Here is a 25,201-nt window from a genome sequence, read left to right as displayed (position 1 = left end):
TAAGGTTTTTTTCATAAATAGGACGTATAATTGATACAATAATAGTAAAAGGATGGACAACATATGATTACGTTTGAAAAAGTAACACTAGAAAATGAAAGCGTTGTTAAAGAAATGTTTCGCTCACATAGTTTAAGTGAGAAGCAGGTACAGTATTGTGTGAAAGTCGATGATACATATATTGGTGTAATAGATTATCGTGTTCAGGAAGAGAGTGCGATTTTATCTCAGCTAATTATTCACTTTGATTATCAAAGTTACGGTTATGGAACAAATACGTATTTTACATTTGAAACAATGATGAAAGAAAGAAATGTGAAAGAGATAAAGGTAGTACAAACGGAATTAACAGAACAAGCAAAATCATTTATAGAGAGCTTTGGGTTTAATGAGGAAGATGGGATATATGTGAAGAAAATATAGTGATGAGCAGTTATGCGGGATAAATATAAGGCAGGTGGATGTATGACGATGACTTCTGGTCTTGTATTAATTGGAGGGTGTTTTTTAGTAGCGGAGCTAAGCCATATGCTTATTCAAAAAAGAATGAATAAGAAGAGAAAGCCGTATGAATTACAATATGCTCCAGTGTTTTTCCTTTTGTTTTGTATGCTACTTACATTACAAAACATAACGAACTTTCCACCGCTGTTAAATATTTTTTTGAAGTTCGGTTTGCTGTATAGTATCACTGGAATAGCCCTTTTATTTCTTTTATTTTGCATACGTTATATTCACTATCAATCGTATATATTTATTTTAAATTGGTTAAAGCAAAATGATAGAAACCGCCTTACATAAGGCGGTTTTTTGTATTAACAGGCATTCCAATTGCTTTCTTATGTCCTTGTTTTTCATATGTTACAGTTAAAAAATGCGAGTAGCAAATAAGCACAAAAATATTTTGAATAAAAATGAGGTCTAAATTATATATATTAAAAAAGTTTTCTGATATATCTATTGACAATGTATGAGATATACATTAATCTTTAAAATGTAAATGATAATCAATTTCAACTAGGAGGGCTTATGACACGCACTAAAAATATGCTTATATTTTGCATTATGCTACTAACAATCATAATTGCAGGGTGTAGTAAAGAAGAAAAGAAAGAAAATGATACATCAGCTAAAGCGAAAGATTCATATACGATAAAACATGCAATGGGTGAAACGACAGTAAATGGTACGCCAAAAAGAGTTGTTGTTTTAACAAATGAAGGTGCCGAGGCACTTTTAACTGTTGGAGTAACGCCAGTTGGAACTACAAAACCACGAGCTGGTGATGAATGGTATCCTCATGTAGCAAAAGAGTTAAAAGATACGAAAGTAGTAGGAACTGAGCGTGACATTAATTTAGAAGCAGTAATGAAGCTTCAGCCGGATTTAATTATCGGAAATAAAATGCGTCACGAAAAAATATACGAGCAGTTAAAAGAAATCGCACCAACAGTATATGCTGAAACATTACGCGGTGATTGGAAAGAAAACTTTACACTTTATACTAAAGCTGTAAATAAAGAAAAAGAAGGACAAAATGCTCTTAATGATTATAAAAAGCGTATTGCAGCAATAAAAGGACAATTAGGTGATAAAATTAATTCTAAAGTTTCAATTATTCGCTTCGTCCCTGGTGATGTTCGTATTTATCAAAAAAATTCATTCTCAGGCGTTGTATTAAATGATATTGGATTTAAACGACCACCACTACAAGATAAAGATGAATTTGCGATAAAAGGAATTACAAAAGAGCAAATTCCGAATATGGATGGGGATTATTTATTCTATTTCACATCTGATAAAGATGCAGATAAAAATAATGAAGGAAACACGTTAGCAAAAGAGTGGACAGAAGATCCACTATTTAAACAGCTGAAGGCTTCTAAAGATAATAAAGTATTCCAAGTAGATGAAGTAATTTGGAATACAGCAGGTGGTATTGTAGCTGCAAACCTTATGTTAGATGATATTGAAAAATATTTTCTAAAGTAAGTAAATTAACGAGTGCATCACTTAAAATAGGTGATGCATTTTTTTGTTTATTAAAATACAGAAAATTCCTTCTTTTGAGTGTAGATAAGTTGTACAATTAAAACAATCATGAAATAAAGGAGTGGGAATAAATGAAAGCTACTCATAAAGATTGGATATTATTTAACGGAAGAATTGTAAATACGAAGGAAGAACAGCCGATGATTCCATTAGAGGAGAGAGGCTTTCAATTTGGTGATGGTATATACGAGGTATTCAGACTATATGACGGGAAGCCACATTTATTAGATTTACATTTAGAACGATTCTTTCATTCTATGGAAGAAATAAAACTAATTCCTCCGTTTACTAAGGAAGAGTTGGTGGAAGAGTTATATCAAATGATTGAAAAAAATCAATTTCAAGAAGATGGGAATGTATATTTGCAAATATCAAGAGGTGCTCAAGCACGTAATCATGTATATGAGTCAAATATGCAACCAACATATTTTGCAAACATTGTTTCTTTTCCACGACCAATTGCTGCTATGGAACGAGGAATAAAAGTCACTGTAGAAGAGGATATACGCTGGAAGTTCTGTCATATAAAATCTTTAAATCTGCTGCCTAATATTATGATTAAAAATAAAATAAACGAACAAGGCTATCAAGAAGCGATATTAGTACGAGATGGAATTGTAACGGAAGGGTGTCATTCAAATTTCTTTATGGTGAAAAATAATAAATTGATTACACATCCGGCTGACAATTTCATTCTACACGGCATTACACGTCACTACGTTATTACATTAGCGAAAGAGTTACATATTGAAGTAGAAGAAAGAGAATTTTCACTTCAAGAAGTGTATGAGGCCGATGAGTGCTTCTTCACAGCGACACCACTTGAAATATTCCCAGTCGTTCAAATTGGTGACGAGCAGTTCGGAAACGGCGAAAGAGGGCCAATTACAAAGAAACTCCAAGTTGCATATGAAGAAAGTATTCGTTTGTTTAAAGTTACGAACTAATATCATGAAAAAAAGCTGGTATTCCTCCAGCTTTTTTTCATGATATAATTCAAGGATAGGACAAGATTTGAAAACGCTGTAAAAAGGGGATTTAATGTATGAATTATGAAGATTTTAAAGAAGTAATTCACGGTAGACGAAGTGTTAGAAAGTTCACAGAGCAAGAAGTATCCACTAGTGATATAAAAGAAATTATTGATTGTGCTCGTTATGCACCGAGTGATACGAACTCGCAAACTTGGGAGTTCTTGGTCATTATGAACCGAGAGAAAATTAAAGAAATTGAACAAATGACATGGGATGCATTACATAAACTTGCGACAAAAGCGGCAGAAAACGGAGAAGAGAAAGCAGGGAAATTACTTACACGATCTTTCGGACCATATGCAACAGCTTTCTCGGAGGCCCCAGTATTAATCGTATGTTTGGCAACGCCATATGAATCAAAGTTTCGTGAAAAGATATTTGATCCAATTGCTTTTGTTCCAGATTCAGTTTGGGAAGAAGAAGGAATTAAAAGCAGCTGTTTAGCGGCACAAAACTTAATGTTGGCTGCACATGCGAAGGGGCTTGGTACATGCCCAATGACAGGACCGGTATTATTAGCTCAAGATGAACTACGACAATATTTAGAAATTGAGTCTGAAAAACAAATAAATATGGTTATTTCACTCGGTTTTCCGAAGGATAAGCCGAAGAAACTTCCGAGAAAAGAAGTGGATGAGATTACAACATTTGTTTTTTAAAGCCGAAAATAAAAAGACATTGAATAAACAATGTCTTTTTATTTTGGATAGGTATGTAATTAATCTGTTAGGCTAAAATGATAGATAAGAGGGAATTACTATTTATTTCATAAAAAAAATTAATGTTCTATTAAGGAAAGTATGATACATTAATCGTGAGCAAGATTCTAATTGTTCATGAAAGTGTTAAAAGTAGTTTTAAAATTCAAAAGTTATTTTTGTATAATAAATTATAATCAAATGACAGGGGGGATGAATTTTGAAAAAATTCATAATCACTGGATTGTCTGTATTGTTATTAGTTGGTTGCGGTGCTCCAAAGGAAAAAGAGGGGACACAATCAAAACCAGAAGAACAAGTCGTAAATGCAAGTAATGAGAATATAGTTGTATTTCCTGAAGGAGTAATGCCAATTGGAGAAGGAAAAGTGAAAGTTATTACTCCAGATGGTACTTCTGAGAATGGTAATATACCAACCGTATTCATCAAAAAGGATACTTTAATTCAACACGTGGAATTAGAGCTTTCTAATTTTCAAAATGATAAAGAAACATTCGTATTTGTAGATCGAGTGTTTGCAGATAAACATCAAGTAACTAGTACAACACAGACAACAGTACAATTAAAAGAAAAGACGCTTGAAACAGGTAGTCATACGATTACTGCAGTTCAGTATGAAAACAATGACCCGAAAGGAAAGGTTATTAGTTTTAATCAAGCAACATTTGAGACAAAACCTGCGTCTTAATAAGGATAAAAAGTACATTACTCAAAAAAAGTAGTGTGCTTTTTTGTTTGAATTAGAGTGTGCAATAGCGAATAACTTGTTTCGTTTTCAAATACGATTAAATAGAAAGAAATCACTTATTACTTCTATGATAGAGGAAGCGGTTGAAGATGTGAATCGGTATATTCGTATCGTCTTGATTAGTATGATGATGGCAGTATTTTGGTTTACGATACAAGAGGTGATTCAAATTACGTTCAATTATCAAATTCATGACTTGCTAATAGGAGCTATTTGTTTTACCTTTGTTTATCTATTATATGATAAACTCGGACTAAGGTAAGTTTCAGAAGAAAAATGTAGGTATTTCATTTGAAATGTCGAATAATACATACGATGTCGTAATAACAAATTTTCTATTGTTTACTGTGAAACAGGAAAAGGGGAGATAGTAGTTATGAAACGAGCTCTTATCAATATTGATTATACATATGATTTTGTAGCTGAAAAAGGTGCTTTAACATGCGGGAAACCAGGACAAGAAATTGAGAGGGAAATTGTACATATTACGAAGCAATATATTGAAAATGGAGATTACGTTGTCTTTGCGATCGATAAACATGAAGAAAACGATGTATATCATCCAGAATCAAAGTTATTCCCGCCTCATAACATAGCCGGTACAAATGGAAGAGAGTTGTTTGGTGAATTACAAGATGTGTACGAAACATATAAAAATGCAGAGAATGTATATTATATGGATAAAACACGATATAGTGCATTTGCAGGAACAGACCTAGAGATGAAGTTACGAGAAAGAGGAATAGAAGAAGTTCATCTTGTAGGTGTTTGCACTGATATTTGTGTTCTTCATACAGCGGTAGATGCTTATAATAAAGGATTTAAAATTGTAGTTTTTGAAAAGGCGGTTGCATCTTTTAATGCGCAAGGGCATGAATTTGCACTTGGACATTTTAAGTCATGCCTACATGCAGAAGTGAAGTGAAAAAAAGAGGCCTTTAAAAAGGTCTCTTTTTACGTTTAAATTGAGACGAGGTTTTGCTCAATTCATTTTTTTATAAATGGGCTAATATTCTCTGGTAGCTCATCAAAATTAAAAAATTGTACACTTAATGATTCGATCCCATCAGCTTTTAGCAAGCCGCCTTTAATATCTTTTCAAAGATATGCGATTGTTATAGGATAAAATTCATCCCCGTTTGGTAATTTTACAAAAAATTCTTTTCCAGAAAATACGCTTATTAACTGTAAGGTTCCTATTTCAGTCCCTGTTTCTTCGAGCACTTCTCATCTCCCAGCTTCTTCTGTTGATTCACCAAGTTCAACGAATCCACCAGGGACACCCAAAATACCATTTTGCCTTTGTTGAAGTAATATTTGTCCTTGTTCATTGAAAACAGCTACAGCAACTCCTGCTAGATTGAGTGGTCTCGATCCGACAACTTTTCTAAGTTCTTCAATATATCCCATTGTATGTAACCTCCGTAAGAAAAAATAAGAGCAAATAAACTATTCGTTATTATGTTAATATTTCCTCTTTATAAGGGGAGAGATGACATATAACTTATTTGTGTTATTTGGTAAAATATACATCAAAAAAGGTCAAACAAAATCTTTGACCTTTTTTGACCAAATGTTATAATAAAGACAGAAAGAGATAATCTTTCATTCATAAACAATAAGGAGGAAAAAATATGCGTGATTTATTTCCAGAAATAACAAAACGTCAAAATGGTATTTTTGATTTTGGGCCTTCTTTATTAGAGGGGATGACAGATGCTTTCTTTAAACCGATGAACATGGATACTTTTAAAGTAGATGTGCATGAACAATCTGATAAATATACTGTGAAAGCAGATTTACCAGGTTTTCAAAAAGAAAATATTCAAGTTGAATTTGAACAAGATGTATTAACGATTCAAGCAACTAACCATAATAAAGTAGAAGAAAAAAATGAGAATGGCACATATATTCGTAAAGAACGTTCTATAGGTTCTGTAACTCGACGTTTTAGTTTTAAACAAGTTGAGGAAGAAAATGTTAGAGCGAATTACAAAGATGGCGTGTTGACAATTGAATTGCCAAAATTGAAAGAAGAAAAAAACAGTAAAAAAACAATTAATATTGAATAAAAGAGCTGATAAATTCAGCTCTTTTTTTGTACTTATTTAATACATAAGTTAGTTGAAATCGAAATGAGCTGAATACAGTTTTAACGTTTAAAAAAATTTTACTATTAGCTCCCCTTACGTTATTAAAAAGGGTATATTTAAAGGGAAAGGAAAAGAACATCTAGACATACTGTTTAAAGTCAAAATACATAGTAAGGGTAGCGGCATTTTAGAGTAGGATAATAGATTTTTCTAGAACAAACTGAGACGATTATGAATTTTTTAATTAGTAAGGAAGTGGTTAGATGAGTTTATTAACGTATACTGAAGAATTTTTTAATTATGTAAGGGAGTTTTTGCTTTTAAGATTTTTACTATTTGCTTTAGTGCTGATCATTATTTCTTTTGTAATAAACCGCATTATTGATTGGTTTTTTAGGAAATCAAGCTTTTTTGATGAAGAGGTAGAGCAAACGATTCAAAGTGTGATTCGATCTATTTTTAGATATATCATTATCATCAGTCTAATCATATATTTAATTAGCCAATTTGTAGATATAAAAAGTATCATTGCAGGTGCAGGGATAGCGGGGGTTGTTATCGGTTTTGCTGCACAACAGATGTTAAAAGATGTTATATTAGGCTTTGCGAGATTAGCGGACAAAGAGTTTCGTGTTGGCGATTTTGTTACTTTTAACGGAACAAACTCAGGAACGATTGAGGAAATTAGTATTCGTTTTATGCAAATTCGTGAATGGTCAGGAAAACTCCTTACCATACCACATGGAGAGATTAGAACGATTCAAAATTTTAATAAAGGCTGGATGCGAGTAATTGAACGGATTACGGTAAGTTATCAGGAAGATCCTACAAGAGTTAAGGGGTTGTTAGAAGAAGTTTGTGTTAATTGTAATGAAAAATTGGCTCCAAGTCTTTATAAAGTAGATGATGAAGCTGCAGAACCGTTTAAATATGTGGGTGTTACAGATTTAAATCCGAATCTTAAATACGTTGGATATGAATTTTGTATTACAGGTTTGATAAAGCCAGAAGATTATTTTGAAACTTCTAGACAAGTAAGATTTGAATTAATGTCTATGTTTCATAAGAATCAAGTGCAAATGCCAGCAGCCAATATGGTTGTTACTACTGAAAGTTTACAGCATATCCACAGTGGGCAATCTTTATCGGACAGCTAAAGTAGAACAGTTTGTTAACAAAAATTCTGCTTTCAACATTGTATAGAATAACAATAATAAAATGAATGATATAAAGAAAGGGCTGAAGGAATTCGGTTCTTTCTTTATTTGTAGAATTTAGAAATTTCTTAATGTTATAATGGTAGTTGGTGATGAAAATGAACTTTGAAGAAAAAGAGATGCATCGATTAGAAGCATTAAAATCAATTGCTGAATTATTAAATGAAGCAACAGACTTACAGGACATGTTAGAAAAAGTGTTACATACATTGTTACAAGTAATGAATTTGCAAACAGGGTGGATCTTTTTTATTGATGAAAGTGGAAAGCACCGTATGCTTGTAGACGAAAAATTACCGCCAGCTCTTACGTGGCAAGAGAAAAAGCCGATGTGTGAAGGAGACTGCTGGTGTGTAGAGCGTTTTGTGAATGGCAGATTGGAAAAAGCGACTAATATTATTGAATGTAAGCGAATAGAGGATGCGATTGAATGTAATTGGGGAGAGACCGAAGATGTTACGCATCATGCGACAATTCCATTAAGGTCTGGGTCGGAGAAGTTTGGTCTCTTAAATGTAGCTGCGCCTCAAAAAACAAATTTTTCAGAGGAAGAATTAGCATTATTAGAATCAATTGCATTTCAAATAGGAACGACAATACAACGTATTCAGTTAGTGGAAAAAGAACGTAAATACGTAGTTGTAGCAGAACGAAATCGATTAGCTCGTGATTTGCATGATTCAGTAAAACAATTGTTATTTTCTATTATGTTAACAGCAAAAGGGACACTAAATATGACACAAGATAGAGAATTGCAGGAGATGTTAAGTTATATTGGAGATTTATCGCAAGAAGCATTACAAGAGATGACACTTTTAATTTGGCAATTACGACCGGAAGGATTAGAAAAAGGATTAGCAGAAGCAATTCAAAATTATGGAAAGTTGTTAGGGGTTCATGTGGAAGTCCGAATTGAGGGAATGGTTTCAATTGGAGATGAAATAGAAGAAGTTTTATGGCGTATCAGTCAAGAAGCAATACATAATTGTAAAAAACATGCTTCGTGTGAAAAGGTAAATGTTCTTTTAAAAATAGAAAATAATCAGTTGTATTTTTACATAGAGGATAACGGAATAGGATTTATACAAGATCGCGTAAGAGAGTCAGCGCTCGGGTTAAAAAGTATGAAGGAACGTATTCAGTTAATGAGGGGATCATTTCAAATAAAAACTGAGCTGAAAAAGGGTACGAAAATTGAAATTCAATTGCCAATTTGAAGGGGAGAAGAAGGTTGAAGATTAAATTATTACTAGTTGAGGATCATCATATCGTTCGAAGAGGACTTGTATTCTTTTTGAAAACGAGAGAAGAATTTGAAATTGTTGGGGAAGCAGAAAATGGTCAAGAGGCATTAACATTTGTCCGAACGGAAAGGCCAGATGTAGTATTAATGGATCTATCAATGCCGAAGATGGATGGTATTGAAGCAACAAAATACATAAAACAATACGATGAAACAATAAAGATACTTATACTAAGCAGTTTTTCAGAGCAAGATTATGTTTTACCAGCACTAGAAGCTGGAGCAGATGGCTACCAATTAAAAGAAGTACAACCTGAACAACTTGTAGCTTCTATCATTGCAGTACATCAAGGAAATACGAATTTTCATCCGAAAGTAACACCAGCACTATTAGGACGGTCAGCAGTTAAGAAAGAAAAAGAAAACCCTTTTTCCATGTTAACGAAAAGGGAGCAAGAGGTACTTCGTGAAATTGCGAAAGGAAGAAGTAATAAAGAAATTGCAGCAGAGCTTCATATTACAGAACAAACTGTGAAAACACATGTTTCAAATATTTTAGCTAAATTGGAAGTAGATGATCGTACGCAAGCTGCATTGTACGCAGTGAAACACGGGGAGAAATAATAAGTGTGAATAATTGTGTCACATATTATGAAAGAATACATAGGAGCAATTAAAAGTTTATAGTAAAGCTGAATAAAGGTTTTTCTTCTTTCAATAATTAGGTACAATAAAGTGAAACTTTAATTAGTGGAGGGTCTATTCCTGCTAATTATTAGCTCACATCAATTGGGTTTTTACGGGATAAGGCTATGATGGAAGGGGAAGATATGCTATGCCTGGAACAAGAAGTGGGATTGGAAAGATTCAGGCTTCGTTAAACGGTTTGTCACCGAAATTACGAAGTATTGCCGAACATATTTTGAAACATCCACAAGATGTTGTACATAAATCTATTACTGAATTAGCAGAAGTTACGAATAGTTCCGAAGCTACGATATTCCGCTTATGTAAACACCTTGGTTTGCAGGGATTTCAAGATTTAAAGATTACATTAGCTCGTGAAATTGTACATACACCGATGCAAAATATTCATGAAGAAGTATCAGCAGAAGATAGTATGGTAACTGTTGCTAAAAAAGTTTTTCATTCACATATTACAGGACTGCAAGATACATTGCATTTGTTAAATGACACAGCATTAGAGCAAGCTGTAAAAGCATTGCAAGAAGCAGATCGAATCGAGTTTTATGGAAATGGTGGCTCTGGTATTATTGCGATGGATGCGTATCATAAGTTTATGAGAACGGGTATTTCATGTATCGCTCATACTGATTCGCATTTTCAAATTATGGGAGCGGGTTTACTCTCGAAAAATTCAGTTGTTATCGGCATTTCTCATTCTGGTAGCAATAAAGGGTTACTTGAAGCATTAGAAATAGCGAGAGCAAGAGGAGCTAAAATTATTGCGATTACGAGCTATCAGAAATCGGCATTAAGTCAACTTGCTGATATAACGCTCTATACTTCAACACGTGAGACAGAATTCCGCACAGAAGCAAGTTCATCAAGATTAGCACAGTTAAGTTTGTTAGATACTTTATACGTTGGTTTATCGTTACAACGCCAAGAAGAAACATTGCAAAATTTACAAAGTATACGTGAAACAATTTCGATGAAACGAATATAAAAAAAGCTCTTCAAATGAAGGGCTTTTTTTATTGGTAAATAGTTTGCTGATTTATTTTCTTGTATAAATATGTGACTTACTTTTAGGCAGTGATAGGATCTCATCTTTAAAAATATAAAATAAAAACCGACTTATGCAATAATTCAAATATTGTTCATAATTTCACAATTTGTTTATGAAGTGTCATGTTATGATAAACATGTAATGATGATTGAACACTTACATTTGGCACGATGATTAGCCAAACTAGTGAAGATAGAAGTTGTGAGATGAACTCATAAAAAATTCTAAAACACTAAAGGGGAGATCACATATGAAAGCAGTAGTAGTTAATAAAAATAGTAAAGCAAATATTGAAGTTATTGAAAAGGAATTACGTCCGTTACACTCAGGTGAAGCACTAGTAGATGTAGAGTATTGTGGGGTTTGTCATACTGATTTACACGTTGCAAATCATGATTTTGGAAACACAGATGGCCGTATTCTTGGTCATGAGGGTGTAGGTATTGTGACGAAAATCGCTGATGATGTTACTTCACTAAAGATAGGAGACCGTGTAAGTATTGCATGGATGTTTCAATCTTGTGGACGTTGTGAATATTGCGTGACTGGTAGAGAAACATTTTGCCGTGAAGTTAAGAATGCTGGTTATTCAGTAGATGGTGGTATGGCTGAGCAATGTATTGTTACAGCTGATTATGCGGTGAAAGTACCAGAAGGATTAGATCCTGCTCAAGCATCATCAATCACATGTGCGGGCGTAACTACATATAAAGCAATAAAAGTATCAGATATTAAACCTGGTCAACCTATTATAATCTATGGTTGTGGTGGATTAGGTAACTTAGCTATCCAATATGCTAAAAATGTATTTGGTGCCAAGGTAATTGCAGTAGATATTAATGATGATAAACTAGCCTTAGCAAAAGAGGTTGGTGCTGATATGACTATCAATCCAATTTCTCAAGGTCCTGCTGATAAGATTATTCAAGAGGAGTTTGGTGGTGCTTATGCTGCTGTAGTAACAGCTGTTTCAAAAGTAGCCTTCAATTCAGCAGTTGACGCAGTACGTGCTTGTGGTAAGGTCGTTGCAGTAGGTTTACCAGTAGAAACTATGGATTTGAACATTCCGCGTCTTGTACTAGACGGAATTGAAGTGGTTGGTTCTCTAGTCGGGACTCGTAAGGATCTAGAGGAGGCATTTATGTTCGGGGCAGAAGGGAAAGTAGTGCCGGTTGTTCAAACTTGTTCTTTAGATAAAGTACAAAATGTATTCGAAGAAATGGAGCAAGGTAGAATTCAAGGGCGTATGGTAATAGATTTTAAACAGCATAATTGTGATTGCAAATAATTCACTTTAAATATAAAAAGTATGAGTCTAACAAAGTACATGTAAAAAAGTTAAACTGCATAAAAAAGATGATCCCTGTATTCAATAGGGATCATCTTTTTTATATTCTACTAATATCAATGCCAATTCATACTTGATTAATAAGACATGATTAAAGGTTCACTTTATTTGCAAACGAAAAAGAATCTTTATGTTTAACAAATTTCTTTTGATCTGGAACGGATTGAATTGCTACAGTTTGCGAATCTCTTGCTTTCAGTGCATCTTGAATCCCGAGTGTCATAAGCTTAATAAATAGAATCGTAATAAAGAATGAAGAGAGAGTATAAAAAATAATCCACCATGAAAGATTCATTTCATTACGATTTAATCCAATAAGGCCTGCCCAATCATTAGATAGAGAAACAGGTTTGAGCACTCCGTCATAGAGTTCACGCATTTGTATCCCGCCGATTACAATGTTAAGCAACGCTAAATGGATAACGAGTATGAGTGTTTGGACGATATGTTCCATAAATAATACAAATAAGCGGTCAAGTAATAAGACTCGTAAGTGTTTTTTCATAATATGAAAACGGCTAGCACCCAATAATTGTGAACTTAAAATGTAATCTCGTTTCATAAATTCATCAACCTCTGAGGATATATATAAAGAAAGTGTAGGCAGAGCAACGAAAATAAGTACGAGTACTTGATAAAACGTAAATGAAATATTTGGATTTAACCCATCAACATTTGATGTGATTACAATATTAACGGGCGTGATGAGTATGAATGCGATAAATAGAGTGGGAATATAATAAAAAACTTCTGAGCATGCCTGGAAAAATCTCTTGAGTTTTGGAGCGAATAAACTTAAGAGAATCCCTATACATGTTCCGCATAAAATTCGAAAGAAGCTAATTGCCACGGCTAATAAAATAGTGAATTTTGCTCCTTCTATAATTTGTAAGAAAACAGACTCTCCAAAACGATCAGATCCAAAAGGCGGAATTAACGATGGCGGAAAGGGGGCCTTTCCAAGTAATTCGTTATTGTCATTGTAAAGTAACTGAGGCGGTTTTGGGATGTTATCTTTAAAGAACCAACTATAAATAAAACTAGCTGAAATAAGTATGAATAAATAAGTAAAGCCGATTAAAAAGCGTTTTGATTTCCAAATAGATTTCATAATGCTACTCCTTTCAATTGCTTTTGCCATCTATTCATCATGAATGAGATTATTTGAAAAATAGTATAAAACGGTAAAATAATCATAACCAGTATGATAAAAGCAGCTGGAGGTGAAACAAACGCCTTATTAAATAAAAATTGAATAATGCCTTCCATATTAAAAACAAATTCTAAAATGAATAAATTAGAAAGTAAGAAAACAAAAATCGTTTTTAAATGGTGGAAGAAGTGGATAGATATATTTTTGAATAAATGAATGCATAGTATATAACTTGATGAAAGGCCTTTTCCATAGGCAACTTCTACATAATCTTTTCCATGTTCTTCTTTTATGTATAACACCATCATCCGAAACATTTGTAATGTAGGTAAGACTGCTAAAGATAAAATAGGGAGTAAATAAGCTCGATTTTCATTAAAAGAAATAATGGTGACAGGAGATTCCCCGAATTTCTTAAGTACCCATATGAAAAATATTTGCAAACAAATCATCATCATCATATCAGGGACAGCTTCTAATATGAACACAATTCGATTTATCCATTTTTTTATATAATCTTTTGCTAAAAAATAAAAAAATGCCATGCTAGATGATAGAAAGAGCGCAAGTAAAAAGGCTAAAAATAATACAGTAAATGAGTATAGGTAAGGTTCTAAAACGGTTGGGAATAAGGGTGTTTTTTTGAAACTACCAAATTTCGGGTCTGATCCTATAACCACTAATGATTCAGGGGAGAAAACGTCTTTTAACATAGTAACGATCTGATTAAAAAAAAGAATTGGCTGAAAGGTAAATCCATTTTGAGTGATAAATAAATAAGGTAAATTTAATAACAATAAGAGTGATAAGAGAATCGATGAAAGCTTTATTGTGAATTGAGATATTTTATTTAACATTAAATCCCTCCGACATCTTTTTACAACATTATACAATAAATTTAATGTTACTGTCTTATTTTTCTGAAAAATAAGAAATTAATTAGGTTTTATATTTGGAATGCGTAATATGTATTTGTATTGTTAAAAGGTCGTAGTAAGGAGCCGATTCCTATGTCTATTAAGAAAAATGCGCAGTATTTCCATTTTCGAGGCATTTACTTTTCTTCAGTTGATTGGCATTTGGTGCTATTCCATTGTTATTAAGTTAATAGAACTAAGTTTTCTTGAAATAAAAACCACCGAAATATAGAAGTAGTTTTGAACGTAAGGAATTTGTAAGAAAGGAGTAAGAAAAAAGAGATTTTCAATGTGTATGATCAAAATATAGAGAAGAACGAGAGGGGGAATAGTTACTATATATTTTTATAAAAACAAATTAATAAAACTCTATGGAAGAAAAGAAGAAATTATAGATGTTAACAGACATCTGAAGAAGAGGGATTAATCATTTATTAGGTCAGAGAGTTGCTTGTAGAAATAATTGATCTATAGATGATTGCAAATTCAGTGTTGACTTTTATCATTGGGAGGGTTGATAGCTATGTGGTTAGCATATGACATAGCTATCAACCATCAATACAATTTAAATAGAAGAGAGGAATTCTTTATGAAAACACGCAGTAAAATTTCATGTGCAAGTCTAGCACTTTTAATAGCTGGAAGTTCCCTGTTATACATAACACCAACATCAATTGTAAGAGCAGAACCCACGCAAAATGTATCTAGTTCGTTACAAACAAGTACGCAAAGCGATCGTACTTCCGTTAAGAACGCAATACGGGATGCACTACAACTTGGATACCCGGGAATACTCGCTAACATTTCTAAGGGTGGTAAAACTTGGAGTTATGCCGCTGGGATAGCGGATGTGAGAACCAAGAACCCAATGAAAGCAGATTTTCGCTTTCGTATTGGCAGTGTAACGAAACCGTTCATTGCAACAGTTCTACTTCAATTATCTGGAGAGAATCGTTTGAATTTAGACGACTCCATTGAAAAATGGTTGCCTGGTGTCATTCAAGGAAACGGATATGATGGTAACCAGATTACGATCCGGCAAATATTGAATCATACAAGTGGTATTGCTGACTATATGAATTCAAAAGACTTCGATATTATGGATACAAAAAAATCGTATACGGCTGAAGAATTTGTAAAGATGGGGATTTCACTTCCCCCAGAATTTGCCCCAGGAAAGGGTTGGTCTTATTCAAACACAGGATACGTATTACTGGGGATCCTTATTGAAAAAGTAACTGGCAACAGCTATGCGGAAGAGATTGAAAATCGGATTATTGAACCGCTTGATTTGTCAAATACATTTCTACCTGGTAATTCAAGCGTAATTCCAGGCACGAAGCATGCCCGTGGCTATATCCAACTAGACGGAGCAAGTGAGCTAAAAGACGTTACGTATATTAACCCAGGTAGCTCGGATGGGGATATGATTTCTACTGCTGACGATTTAAATAAATTCTTCTCATACTTACTCAGTGGTAAATTGCTGAAGGAACAGCAGCTAAATCAAATGCTTACTACAGTTCCTACAGATAGAGAAGGAACGGGATATGGTCTTGGAATCGTTGAATTTAAGCTTCCGAATGGTGTCACGGTATGGGGACATAGAGGTAGCGTTCTAGGGTTTTCCACTTTTGTTGGTGGAACACTTGGAGGCAAACATACATTGGCCGTCAATTTGAATAGCTTTAACTTTAGTAATCCGGATCCTTTTAAAAGTATTTTACTTGCTGAATTTAGGAAGTAGGCAAAAAGGCGAAATGGATAAGTTTTATCATAGGTTTATAGTTTAAAATATATCATTTTGGTGCAAAAAACAACTTGCTCTAAAAAATTTAATACTCGTAATTAAGTATAAAAGAACGCTATCGTTTTAAGAAAATATTTCAGGAGGGTTTTATGAAAAAGAACATGATTACTGCAATTGGTGTTTCTGCTATAATACTAACCAATTTTGTAGGAAGTACTTATGCAGACTCGAAAACAGGAGTTTCTGTTACATCTCCCTACAATAAAAGTCAAATAACGGAATGGTTAGAAATGCACGCAAAGCCTTTAGAAACAACGAATCCAAATGCATCTTTTAATGATTTAAAACCACTTAAAAATATGGTAGGTTCTGCTTCAATTGTAGGTTTAGGTGAAGCTACGCATGGGGCTCATGAAGTTTTTATGATGAAAAACCGTATTGTGAATTATTTAGTATCTGAAAAGGGCTTTACCAACCTAGTTTTAGAAGAGGGGTGGGACAGAGCTTTAGAACTTGATCGATATGTTCTTACTGGTGAGGGAAATCCAAGCCAACATCTATCACCTGTATTTAAGACGAAAGAAATGTTAGATTTACTTGATTGGATTCGGCAATATAATGCTAATCCAAAACATAAATCTAAAGTGCGTATCATCGGGATGGACATTCAATCAGTAAACGAGAATGTTTATAATAATATAATAGAATATGTTAAAAGAACCAATTCAAAACTTGTGCCGAGGATAGAAGAGAAGATAAAAGGTCTTATTCCTGTAACAAAGGATATGAATACTTTTGAAAGCCTTACGAAAGAAGAAAAAGAAAAGTATATTTCAGATGCTAAACAAATTAGTGCTTTATTAGAGGGAAATAAGAATTATTTAAATGGGAAATCTAAAGAGTTCGCATGGATAAAACAAAATGCTCGTATTATTGAACAGTTTACTACAATGTTAACGTCACCTCCTGATAAACCATCTGATTTATATTTGAAACATGATATTGCAATGTATGAAAATGCGAAGTGGACTGAAGAACATTTAGGAAAAACCATTGTCTGGGGACATAATGGACACGTTTCGAAAACAAATATGCTTCCTTTTATATACCCTAAAGTAGCTGGGCAGCATTTAGCAGAGTATTATGGAAAACGGTACGTATCTATTGGAACGTCAGTTTATGAAGGACAATACAATGTCAAGAATAGCGATGGTGAATTTGGCCCATATGGAATATTAAAATCGGATGATCCAAACAGTTATAACTATATCTTTGGACAAGTTAAAAAAGATCAATTTTTTATTGATTTACGTAAGGCAAACGGCGTGACAAAAACTTGGTTAAACGAACAACATCCAATTTTCGCTGGAGTAACTACCGAAGGGCCTGATATACCAAAAACTGTTGATATATCATTAGGTAAAGCGTTTGATATACTTGTTCAAATTCAAAAAGTGAGTCCATCTCAATTACATCAATAAATTTAGAATAATATACCTTAATGAAAAAATACGCTATTCTTTCTATAGAATCATAGGAAAGGATGGCGTTTTTGTATCTGATCTATTACAACAATTTGGTTAAGGAATTTAAAACTTTTTATCTCCTAATACCTTATGAAATCTTACTAAAAATGTTAGTTTTGTACAACGAACCACATACCCATCAAGCTAAAGAACTAGTTACCCAAAAACTAGAAAAAGAGTGTGTTTCAAAAAGGGTATTATGTAAATGAAAGGGAATTAGGGGATTTATTTTTCGTTATGAAAAAAATTTTCTTTTTAAAACTTGATTAAAGAAAAAATATTTTATATACTAATTCATGTAAACGGTTTACTAGATCGTATTTTGCTAGAAACGAAGGGAAGATTCGCATGGAAACAAGGGGGAGAGTAATCGGGATTGATATCGGTACCACAAGTACAAAAACGGTTGTGTTCACAGAAAAAGGAAAAGTCGTTGCATCACATGCAGTTGATTATCCAATTATTCAACCGAACGTCGGATGGGCTGAGCAAGATCCTGATGTAATATGTGCCGCTGTCTATAAAACTGTAAGCGTTGCCATCGAAAAGGGTAATGTCTTACCAGAAGATATTTCTTCAATCGGTATTAGTACAGCAATGCACGCATTAATTGCAGTAGATGAAAATGGTACGCCGTTAACGCACTCTATTATTTGGGCAGATAATCGTAGTACGAAACAAGCAGAAAAATTATTACAACATATGAATGGACATGAAATTTATAAACGTACAGGTACACCAATTCATCCAATGTCTCCACTATCTAAGTTGTTATGGATGAAAGAAGAGGAACCAGCATTATATAAAAGTGCTTATAAATTTATTTCTATTAAAGAGTATGTTATTTACCAATTATTTTCACGCTACGTAGTTGATTATTCCATTGCTTCTGCTACAGGGTTATTCAATTTAGAAACGTTAAATTGGGATGTTGATGTGTTGGGAATATTAAATATTTCTTCAGAACAATTATCGACACCTGTGCCGACTACATATATTTTATCGGGTATGAAACCAGAATTAGCACAAAAGATGGGGATTCGTAAAGATACTCCAGTTGTTATTGGTGCAAGTGATGGGGTTCTTGCAAATGTAGGCGTTGGTGCAATATCGCCTGGCTCAGCTGCAATTACGATTGGAACAAGTGGTGCAGTTCGAACAATTTCATCAAGTGTTAATACGGATGAAAAAGGAAGAACATTTTGTTATGCATTAACAGACGAACATTGGGTGATCGGCGGACCAACGAATAACGGCGGAATATTATTGAGATGGTTACGTGATGAATTTGGTAGTCCAGAGCAAGAAGTAGCAAGGAAGCTTGGAATTGATCCGTATGATTTATTAATTAAGTATGCGGAAAGTGTACCTGCTGGAGCGGGTGGATTGTTATTTTTACCGTTTCTATCTGGAGAACGCGCACCTTATTGGAATGCGAATGCTCGTGGTACATTCTTTGGAATAAACCTTCAGCATAAACGAGAACATTTTATACGAGCCGTTATGGAAGGCGTTTGTATGAGCGTGTATTCAGTAGCACTCGCAATCAGGGATTGTACAGGGCCGCTTACTGAAATACGTGTTTCAGGAGGGTTTGCGAAGTCTGCATTTTGGAGACAAATGTTATCCGATATGATGGGGAAAGAATTGCTTGTTCCTGAAAGTCATGAAGCATCTGCGCTTGGGGCAGCGGCAGTTGCTTTATATGCGGTAGGAAAAATCGATTCTCTTGAAGAGGTAAAGGATTGGATTGATATTGTCCATCACCATGTACCGAATAAAGAAAATACGGCTATTTATTTAGAAATGTTTTATATGTATGAACGACTTTACAATCGTCTGAAAGAAGAATTTGATTGTATAGCTGCTTTCCAACGTAAACAATAGGGGGATTGGGAGAAATGGTAGTTGGGATCGTACTAGCGGCAGTTGTCATACTACTTTTACTTATTACGGTAGTAAAATGGCATCCGTTTGTCGCATTAATTTTAACAGCAATCGGTGTAGGGCTGGCAATGGGAATGCCATTGATTGGAACTTCACCAAAAGATCCAGGGATTATTGATTCTATTAAATTAGGGCTTGGTAATACGTTAGGGTTTTTAGCGATAGTTTTAGCACTAGGAACGATGCTTGGAAAAATGATGGCCGAATCTGGCGGTGCTGAACGAATTGCTAACACATTAATTGATCGTTTTGGGAAGAAACGTGTTCACTGGGCAATGATGTTTGTTGCATTTTTAGTAGGGATTCCGGTATTTTTCCAAGTTGGATTTGTACTATTAATTCCATTAGTATTTACAATTGCGTTAGAAACTGGGGTATCACTTATTACAATCGGTATCCCGCTTGTAGCAGGGCTATCTGTTGTACACGGACTCGTTCCGCCGCATCCAGCAGCGATGGCAGCGGTAGGTATTTTTAAAGCGGATGTAGGTAAGACAATTTTATATGCATTAATTGTCGGACTTCCAACTGCAATTATTTCAGGTCCGCTTTATGGAAAATGGATCGGTGCTCGTATACATAAAGAAGTACCATTAGATATAGCGGAGCAATTTATTGAAAGAGATAAGAAGAAGGAACTTCCTAGTTTCGGAAATACATTGTTTACTATTTTACTTCCAGTATTTCTTATGCTAGGTGCATCAATAGCGGAAGTAGCGCTAAGCAAAACAAGTCAACTTGCACAAGTATTGCACTTTATTGGAGATCCAATAGTTGCATTATTAATTGCAACGATATATTCTTTCTTTAGTCTTGGTTATGCAAAAGGTTTCTCAAAAGATAAAGTGTTACAATTTACAAATGATTGCTTAGGCCCAATTGCGAACATACTGTTAGTTATTGGTGCAGGCGGAGCATTTAATAAAGTATTATTAGATTCTGGAATTGGAACGACAATCGCAGAAATGGCGAAAGAATCTCACATTTCACCAATATTATTAGGGTGGGGAATTGCGGCACTTATCCGAATTGCAACTGGATCAGCTACTGTTTCAATGATGACAGCTGCTGGAATTGTTGCACCGATTGCAGCAAGTACACCTGGTGTAAATGTTGAACTACTAGCACTTGCAACAGGCGCAGGGTCATTAATTTTATCACACGTGAATGATTCGGGATTTTGGATGATTAAAGAATATTTCGGAATGACTGTGAAAGAAACATTATTAACATGGACCGCAATGGAGACGATACTGTCTGTTGTAGCACTTGGACTCATTTCGTTATTAAATATATTTGTATAGAATGGGAGATTGATTAATATGAAACTAGGTTTAATTGGATTAGGAAAAATGGGATTTCCATTAGCTGAACACTTACATGAAGACAAGCATGAAGTAGTTGTATACGATGTAAATAAAGAGCTTTTAGAAAAGGCAGGAAAACTAGGAATTACTGCACGTCATACATTAAAAGAAATGATCGCTGAATTAGAAGCTCCTCGTACGATCTGGGTAATGGTGCCTGCAGGAGAAGTTGTAGAGTCAGTATTAAAAGATGTGTATCCGTTATTAGATGAAGGTGATATCGTTATTGAAGGTGGAAATTCATTCTATAAAGATACGTTACGCCGTGCTGAAGAAGCAAAAAGCTTCGGATTACATTATATAGATATTGGTACATCTGGCGGTGTAGAAGGAGCTAGATACGGTGCTTGTTTAATGGTTGGTGGAGAAAAAGAAATTTATGACCAATTAGAACCTTTATTTAAAGATTTAGCAGTAGAAAATGGCTATTCTTATGCTGGGCGCGTTGGTAGTGGTCATTTCTTAAAAATGGTTCATAACGGTATTGAGTACGGCATGATGCAAGCAATTGCTGAAGGATTTGAAGTACTAGATAAGAGTGACTTTGATTTCAATTATGAAGATGTTGCAAAAGTATGGGCGAACGGATCAGTAATCCGCGGTTGGTTAATGGACTTAACTGAAAAAGCATTTGCAGATGATCCTAAACTTGATGGCATTAAAGGTGTAATGAACTCTTCAGGAGAAGGGAAATGGACTGTTGAAACTGCGCTTGAGTTACAAGCAGCGGCACCAGTAATCGCGATGTCATTATTTATGCGCTATCGTTCTCAGGAAGATGATACATTCCATGGAAAAGTAGTTTCAGCACTACGTAATCAGTTCGGTGGACATGAAGTTGTAAAAAAATAAGGATGTTTTTGAAAAGAAACTTGTGCATAAGCGCAAGTTTCTTTTTTATAGATTAAGAAATTACTAATTTAAAAATACCAATCAATCATCGTTTTTTTGTCACAAAGGACAGCTTCAACATTCATTGATTGAACAATATATTCTATATTTTCTTCTTTAGCTAATAATAAGGTTGTAAAGGAATCGTATATACTCATAAACGCATACTCATTGTCTTCTCCAGTAATAATTAACTCATTATTGCTAATGTCCCAAATATCTAATGGAGTAAGTATTATTTACCTGTAATAATCCGTTTGTATCAAGAATTGGTTCAGAGAAATATAGATTTTTTACACCTTTAGAACCGAGGAGTTTAAGTAATTTGTGTAATAAAAATATAGACGTATAATCTTCTGTTGGATAATAAAGATCTTTTTTTAAGTTTGAATGTAGCTTTTCAGCTAAATCCTCTCTTTTATATTCTTCTGAAAGGGCACTAATGGAAGTCAACATGGACATTGCTAGGTCTGCGTATGAATGTAATCCACTACAAGACATCATTTCCTTCCAAGAAACGGATTTCCCATTATGAATGATTGCTTCAGCGCTAGGATAGATGTGCTCATATAGTCTTTTTCTCACATCCTTTTCCCATCCTAAAGGCATTTGGACAAAAGGATGTAGCAATATAGCTGCAGATTTAAAGTTTCTTGGTAGTTGTTCTAAAATTGGTGATTTGTCATCTAGCCAAATGTAATCCAACAAAATATAACCCCCTCTTAGACTTTGAAATGTACGGATTCCCGTATTATGTTTTTTTGTATTGATTGTATCAAATATAAAGCGAAGCATGAAATATGTCCCAACATAAAAGTAAGAATAAATATAATGAAGTTTTCATAAATAGTAAAAGGGTGCTTATGTCATCAGTATAGCTAAGAAATGTTGTTACATATGAGAAGAGCGTGTTAATAAAATATGAGGTGGTTAAATGGGAAATGAGAAAGTGAAGTCTGTAAAGGAAGAAAAAAAGTTATGTCTTTGTATGATTGTCAAAAATGAGTCTAGAATAATGGAAAGATGTTTAAATGCAACAAAATCAATTGTAGATTTTGTTTCTATTTGTGATACTGGATCGACGGATAATACGCCTGAAATTATTGAAAATTGGTGTAAGGAAAATGAGATACCTGGGACGGTTCATCATGAGCCGTTTAAAAACTTTGGTTATAACAGAAGTTTAGCTGTTTCATTAGCGCAAAAAACATATCCAGAAGCAGATTATTTATTAATATTAGATGCGGATATGATTTTAGAGGTTGATCCGAATTTCGATAAAACGAGCTTAACGGAAGATCATTATCTTACATTGCAATATGATGTTCATATTAAATATTGGCTTACACGTCTTTTGAAAGCTTCTTTACCATGGAAATCTGTCGGTGTTACTCATGAGTATTGGGATATAGATCGCTCAAAAGTTGGAGCGAATTACAATACGAGGGTAGATCGGTTAGAGACTCTTGTCGTGAATGATCCCGGAGATGGCGGGAGTAAAGCTGATAAATTTGAAAGAGATGAGAGGTTGTTGTTACAAGGAATAAACGACCCAGAAACAACGCCAGATTTGCATATAAGATATTTATTTTATTTAGCTCAGACTTATTTTCATTTAAGTCAATTTGAAGATTCGATTAAATGGTATAAAAAACGAGTGGAAGCAGGGGGGTGGGTTGAAGAGGTATTCTATTCGTTATTGCGAATAGGATTTTGTTATGAGCAGTTAGCAAATCGTTCAGCAAATAAACAAAATGAAGTGACAGCTGCTGATGAAAAAGAAAATGTTAAAGGGCAAGAAGAGCAATATTTAGCATTAGCTGTTTTTTATTTTCAAAAAGCGTGGGAATATAGACCAACTCGGGCTGAACCATTATACCAACTTGCAAGGTTGTATCGATTACGATCTCAAAACAATATTGCTTTGATGTATGCTCTGCAAGGGAAGGAAATTCCTTTTCCAAAGGATGATCTTCTATTTGTAGATTATCATGTGTATGATTACTTATTTGACTATGAAATTTCTATTAGTGCTTTCTATATACCTCATAAAAAACATTTAGGGGCCGTGTCGCAAAAGTATTTGGAATCGATTAAAGAAAAGATTCCATTTCATATAGCAAATATAGTAGAGAATAATGCGAAATTTTATTAAATACATTTTCGGTTAAAGGAGTAGTGGAGTAATCATGGAATTAATGCGATGGGCGATTGAACTAGGAGAATCGGTGCATGGAAATACGTATGAAGAATTGATGCCACTACTAGACTATTATTATGATCGTGATCATTTAAAAGCGTATTGTATCGCAAATCTTCTTTTAAACATGGATGTATTAGATGAACATCGGGAAAGAATCGAATTAAGAAGATGCATCGCTGCTTATTATGCTGGATTATATAAAGTAGCAAGAAAACATGCAAATGAGTTAGTACTTAAACATCCGGATGTAGATTTATATAAAAATAATTTAAAATTAATGGAAGCTTATTTGAATAAAGAATATGATTATTGTCTTTTTATATGCCCAAAGACATACGGTAGTTTCATAGATGTTGCGCGAGCTTTAAAGTGGCGGTTGGAGCAGGAGGGAAATACAGTAATTATATCAGAAACAATACTGGAAAATGTAAAGAATACAGTTGTTTTTGGAGCACATACATACGCATATAACCCGAATCTTCTTCCGAAAGATGCAATTATTTATAATTTAGAACAGCTATACGAAGGAAGTCCATATGCGCACCCCCTTTATTTAATATTATTAAAAGATAGAGTGATTTGGGATTATAGTAAACAAAATATAGAATGGCTAAAACAAAAAGGGGTAGGAAAAGAAATAAAACATGTAGAAATGAACTATGCTCCAACTTTGGAAATAAAAAAAGATGCATTTGAAGATGAGATTACTGAAGATATTGATATTCTGTTTATAGGTGCTCTTAATCCGAGGCGGCAAGCTATTTTTGATCATCTAAAAGCGATTGCTCCGAATTTAAATATAGTTTTTAAAAATAATGCGTGGGGAATTGTTAGAAATGAATTGATTGCTAGAGCTAAAATTATATTAAATATTCATTTTTACTTATCAGGAATTCTTGAAACACCTCGCGTGTCTTATGCAGTCGCAAATAAGAAATTTATTATTTCCGAAAATAGTAATCCAGAAGATGAGGTAGAGTGGCCGGGAATTGTATTTACTCCGTACGAAAAAATAATTGAAAACGTAATGAAATATATAGAATTACCAGAAGAACGGAAAAAATTAGCGGGAAAAGCATATAATCATTTTGCAGCAAATGAAAGTTTAGGTACATTGAGTCTGAGAGATGAAACGAAGTAATTGTGCGAAACTCATACGAAAGTATGAGTTCTTTTTTGTTTATCATACTATTTTATGAAACAAGTTAACTCTTTATATTGTGTCTTGTATAGAAATTTC

General features: G+C 33.9%; 23 protein-coding genes and 2 pseudogenes. 21 read left to right on the top strand and 4 right to left on the bottom strand.

Annotated features, from left to right (window positions below; genetic code table 11):
- The first annotated feature begins 63 nt into the window (after window positions 1–63).
- From DN390_RS14245 to DN390_RS14210, 8 genes are all read left to right on the top strand, one after another.
- Window positions 64–423, top strand: coding sequence for a GNAT family N-acetyltransferase (locus tag DN390_RS14245; protein WP_147807629.1), 360 nt, complete (start codon window positions 64–66; stop codon window positions 421–423).
- A 48-nt stretch (window positions 424–471) separates the two neighbouring features.
- Window positions 472–801, top strand: a complete 330-nt coding sequence (locus tag DN390_RS14240; RefSeq protein WP_147807749.1) for a hypothetical protein — start codon at window positions 472–474, stop codon at window positions 799–801.
- Between the two features lie 228 nt (window positions 802–1,029).
- Complete coding sequence (locus DN390_RS14235; RefSeq protein WP_147807628.1) at window positions 1,030–1,992, top strand: ABC transporter substrate-binding protein; 963 nt, start codon at window positions 1,030–1,032, stop codon at window positions 1,990–1,992.
- A gap of 131 nt (window positions 1,993–2,123) precedes the next feature.
- Window positions 2,124–2,999 (top strand): D-amino-acid transaminase, encoded by an 876-nt coding sequence (gene dat / locus DN390_RS14230; protein WP_060630681.1) that lies wholly within the window; start codon window positions 2,124–2,126, stop codon window positions 2,997–2,999.
- 98 nt (window positions 3,000–3,097) lie between these two features.
- Window positions 3,098–3,745: a nitroreductase family protein gene (locus DN390_RS14225; protein WP_147807627.1), complete on the top strand. Its 648-nt coding sequence runs from the start codon at window positions 3,098–3,100 to the stop codon at window positions 3,743–3,745.
- Window positions 3,746–4,004: 259 nt separating this feature from the next.
- Entirely contained in the window at window positions 4,005–4,493 is a 489-nt protein-coding gene (locus DN390_RS14220) for a hypothetical protein (RefSeq protein ID WP_060630683.1), read from the top strand.
- A gap of 127 nt (window positions 4,494–4,620) precedes the next feature.
- Window positions 4,621–4,815 (top strand): hypothetical protein, encoded by a 195-nt coding sequence (locus DN390_RS14215; RefSeq protein ID WP_147807748.1) that lies wholly within the window; start codon window positions 4,621–4,623, stop codon window positions 4,813–4,815.
- 114 nt (window positions 4,816–4,929) lie between these two features.
- Window positions 4,930–5,478, top strand: a complete 549-nt coding sequence (locus DN390_RS14210) for a cysteine hydrolase family protein (RefSeq protein WP_147807626.1) — start codon at window positions 4,930–4,932, stop codon at window positions 5,476–5,478.
- Window positions 5,479–5,540: 62 nt separating this feature from the next.
- Here DN390_RS14210 and DN390_RS14205 read toward each other — a convergent pair.
- Window positions 5,541–5,963: pseudogene (locus DN390_RS14205) on the bottom strand (NUDIX hydrolase).
- Between the two features lie 224 nt (window positions 5,964–6,187).
- On the opposite strand from DN390_RS14205, the gene DN390_RS14200 reads away from it, so the two are divergent.
- The 6 genes from DN390_RS14200 (at window position 6,188) to adhP (ending at window position 12,147) form a co-directional block, all read left to right on the top strand.
- Window positions 6,188–6,625, top strand: coding sequence for an Hsp20/alpha crystallin family protein (locus tag DN390_RS14200; protein WP_147807625.1), 438 nt, complete (start codon window positions 6,188–6,190; stop codon window positions 6,623–6,625).
- 284 nt (window positions 6,626–6,909) lie between these two features.
- The gene (locus tag DN390_RS14195) at window positions 6,910–7,803 is read left to right on the top strand and encodes a mechanosensitive ion channel family protein (RefSeq protein WP_060630686.1); all 894 of its coding nucleotides are present in this window, start codon (window positions 6,910–6,912) and stop codon (window positions 7,801–7,803) included.
- Between the two features lie 158 nt (window positions 7,804–7,961).
- Window positions 7,962–9,080 (top strand): two-component system sensor histidine kinase CasK, encoded by a 1,119-nt coding sequence (gene casK / locus DN390_RS14190; RefSeq protein ID WP_060630687.1) that lies wholly within the window; start codon window positions 7,962–7,964, stop codon window positions 9,078–9,080.
- 14 nt (window positions 9,081–9,094) lie between these two features.
- On the top strand, window positions 9,095–9,730 hold the full coding sequence (locus DN390_RS14185; RefSeq protein WP_147807624.1) for a response regulator: 636 nt from the start codon (window positions 9,095–9,097) through the stop codon (window positions 9,728–9,730).
- A gap of 211 nt (window positions 9,731–9,941) precedes the next feature.
- On the top strand, window positions 9,942–10,796 hold the full coding sequence (locus tag DN390_RS14180; RefSeq protein ID WP_097949284.1) for a MurR/RpiR family transcriptional regulator: 855 nt from the start codon (window positions 9,942–9,944) through the stop codon (window positions 10,794–10,796).
- 313 nt (window positions 10,797–11,109) lie between these two features.
- Entirely contained in the window at window positions 11,110–12,147 is a 1,038-nt protein-coding gene (gene adhP, locus DN390_RS14175; RefSeq protein WP_147807623.1) for an alcohol dehydrogenase AdhP, read from the top strand.
- Between the two features lie 151 nt (window positions 12,148–12,298).
- Here the strand turns inward: adhP and DN390_RS14170 are convergent, their stop codons facing one another.
- Together DN390_RS14170 and DN390_RS14165 are read right to left on the bottom strand one after the other, a co-directional pair.
- Window positions 12,299–13,318 carry an ABC transporter permease gene (locus DN390_RS14170; protein ID WP_147807622.1) on the bottom strand — a complete coding sequence of 340 codons (1,020 nt, stop codon included), beginning with the start codon at window positions 13,316–13,318 and terminating at the stop codon, window positions 12,299–12,301.
- The gene (locus tag DN390_RS14165) at window positions 13,315–14,217 is read right to left on the bottom strand and encodes an ABC transporter permease subunit (protein ID WP_147807621.1); all 903 of its coding nucleotides are present in this window, start codon (window positions 14,215–14,217) and stop codon (window positions 13,315–13,317) included. Before DN390_RS14165 ends, DN390_RS14170 begins: the two co-directional genes overlap by 4 nt.
- Window positions 14,218–14,866: 649 nt before the next feature.
- Here DN390_RS14165 and DN390_RS14160 point away from each other — a divergent pair.
- From DN390_RS14160 to gnd, 5 genes are all read left to right on the top strand, one after another.
- Window positions 14,867–16,024 (top strand): serine hydrolase domain-containing protein, encoded by a 1,158-nt coding sequence (locus tag DN390_RS14160; protein ID WP_147807747.1) that lies wholly within the window; start codon window positions 14,867–14,869, stop codon window positions 16,022–16,024.
- 152 nt (window positions 16,025–16,176) lie between these two features.
- A complete protein-coding gene (locus DN390_RS14155) occupies window positions 16,177–17,508 on the top strand; it encodes an erythromycin esterase family protein (RefSeq protein WP_147807620.1) in 1,332 nt (443 codons plus the stop codon).
- 393 nt (window positions 17,509–17,901) lie between these two features.
- Window positions 17,902–19,440 (top strand): gluconokinase, encoded by a 1,539-nt coding sequence (gntK, locus tag DN390_RS14150; protein ID WP_147807619.1) that lies wholly within the window; start codon window positions 17,902–17,904, stop codon window positions 19,438–19,440.
- Between the two features lie 14 nt (window positions 19,441–19,454).
- Window positions 19,455–20,804, top strand: coding sequence for a GntP family permease (locus DN390_RS14145; RefSeq protein ID WP_063223445.1), 1,350 nt, complete (start codon window positions 19,455–19,457; stop codon window positions 20,802–20,804).
- 18 nt (window positions 20,805–20,822) lie between these two features.
- Entirely contained in the window at window positions 20,823–21,719 is an 897-nt protein-coding gene (gnd, locus tag DN390_RS14140; protein ID WP_147807618.1) for a phosphogluconate dehydrogenase (NAD(+)-dependent, decarboxylating), read from the top strand.
- Between the two features lie 68 nt (window positions 21,720–21,787).
- On the opposite strand, the pseudogene DN390_RS14135 reads toward gnd, so the two are convergent.
- Window positions 21,788–22,553 (bottom strand): annotated as a pseudogene (locus tag DN390_RS14135) (DUF2711 family protein).
- Window positions 22,554–22,692: 139 nt separating this feature from the next.
- Here DN390_RS14135 and DN390_RS14130 point away from each other — a divergent pair.
- Together DN390_RS14130 and DN390_RS14125 are read left to right on the top strand one after the other, a co-directional pair.
- On the top strand, window positions 22,693–23,913 hold the full coding sequence (locus tag DN390_RS14130; RefSeq protein WP_147807617.1) for a tetratricopeptide repeat-containing glycosyltransferase: 1,221 nt from the start codon (window positions 22,693–22,695) through the stop codon (window positions 23,911–23,913).
- A 34-nt stretch (window positions 23,914–23,947) separates the two neighbouring features.
- A complete protein-coding gene (locus tag DN390_RS14125; protein ID WP_147807616.1) occupies window positions 23,948–25,102 on the top strand; it encodes a CgeB family protein in 1,155 nt (384 codons plus the stop codon).
- The last annotated feature ends 99 nt before the right edge of the window (window positions 25,103–25,201 follow it).

It is taken from the genome of Bacillus sp. SH7-1, assembly GCF_008042405.1.
Taxonomy (GTDB): Bacteria; Bacillota; Bacilli; order Bacillales; family Bacillaceae_G; genus Bacillus_A; species Bacillus_A thuringiensis_N.
Note: the sequence above shows the minus strand (reverse complement) of the source record. Positions and strands in the feature narration are given on the sequence as shown.

Excerpts from the sequence above, each read along its gene's own strand:
- DN390_RS14125 (WP_147807616.1), top strand. The coding sequence starts at position 23,948 with ATGGAATTAATGCGATGGGCGATTGAACTAGGAGAATCGGTGCATGGA.
- DN390_RS14160 (WP_147807747.1), top strand. The coding sequence starts at position 14,867 with ATGAAAACACGCAGTAAAATTTCATGTGCAAGTCTAGCACTTTTAATA.
- DN390_RS14235 (WP_147807628.1), top strand. The coding sequence starts at position 1,030 with ATGACACGCACTAAAAATATGCTTATATTTTGCATTATGCTACTAACA.
- DN390_RS14165 (WP_147807621.1), bottom strand. The coding sequence starts at position 14,217 with ATGTTAAATAAAATATCTCAATTCACAATAAAGCTTTCATCGATTCTC.
- DN390_RS14215 (WP_147807748.1), top strand. The coding sequence starts at position 4,621 with ATGATAGAGGAAGCGGTTGAAGATGTGAATCGGTATATTCGTATCGTC.
- DN390_RS14200 (WP_147807625.1), top strand. The coding sequence starts at position 6,188 with ATGCGTGATTTATTTCCAGAAATAACAAAACGTCAAAATGGTATTTTT.
- DN390_RS14225 (WP_147807627.1), top strand. The coding sequence starts at position 3,098 with ATGAATTATGAAGATTTTAAAGAAGTAATTCACGGTAGACGAAGTGTT.
- DN390_RS14155 (WP_147807620.1), top strand. The coding sequence starts at position 16,177 with ATGAAAAAGAACATGATTACTGCAATTGGTGTTTCTGCTATAATACTA.
- gnd (WP_147807618.1), top strand. The coding sequence starts at position 20,823 with ATGAAACTAGGTTTAATTGGATTAGGAAAAATGGGATTTCCATTAGCT.
- DN390_RS14145 (WP_063223445.1), top strand. The coding sequence starts at position 19,455 with ATGGTAGTTGGGATCGTACTAGCGGCAGTTGTCATACTACTTTTACTT.
- gntK (WP_147807619.1), top strand. The coding sequence starts at position 17,902 with ATGGAAACAAGGGGGAGAGTAATCGGGATTGATATCGGTACCACAAGT.
- casK (WP_060630687.1), top strand. The coding sequence starts at position 7,962 with ATGAACTTTGAAGAAAAAGAGATGCATCGATTAGAAGCATTAAAATCA.
- DN390_RS14130 (WP_147807617.1), top strand. The coding sequence starts at position 22,693 with ATGGGAAATGAGAAAGTGAAGTCTGTAAAGGAAGAAAAAAAGTTATGT.
- DN390_RS14170 (WP_147807622.1), bottom strand. The coding sequence starts at position 13,318 with ATGAAATCTATTTGGAAATCAAAACGCTTTTTAATCGGCTTTACTTAT.
- adhP (WP_147807623.1), top strand. The coding sequence starts at position 11,110 with ATGAAAGCAGTAGTAGTTAATAAAAATAGTAAAGCAAATATTGAAGTT.
- DN390_RS14245 (WP_147807629.1), top strand. The coding sequence starts at position 64 with ATGATTACGTTTGAAAAAGTAACACTAGAAAATGAAAGCGTTGTTAAA.
- DN390_RS14195 (WP_060630686.1), top strand. The coding sequence starts at position 6,910 with ATGAGTTTATTAACGTATACTGAAGAATTTTTTAATTATGTAAGGGAG.
- dat (WP_060630681.1), top strand. The coding sequence starts at position 2,124 with ATGAAAGCTACTCATAAAGATTGGATATTATTTAACGGAAGAATTGTA.
- DN390_RS14240 (WP_147807749.1), top strand. The coding sequence starts at position 472 with ATGACTTCTGGTCTTGTATTAATTGGAGGGTGTTTTTTAGTAGCGGAG.
- DN390_RS14210 (WP_147807626.1), top strand. The coding sequence starts at position 4,930 with ATGAAACGAGCTCTTATCAATATTGATTATACATATGATTTTGTAGCT.
- DN390_RS14180 (WP_097949284.1), top strand. The coding sequence starts at position 9,942 with ATGCCTGGAACAAGAAGTGGGATTGGAAAGATTCAGGCTTCGTTAAAC.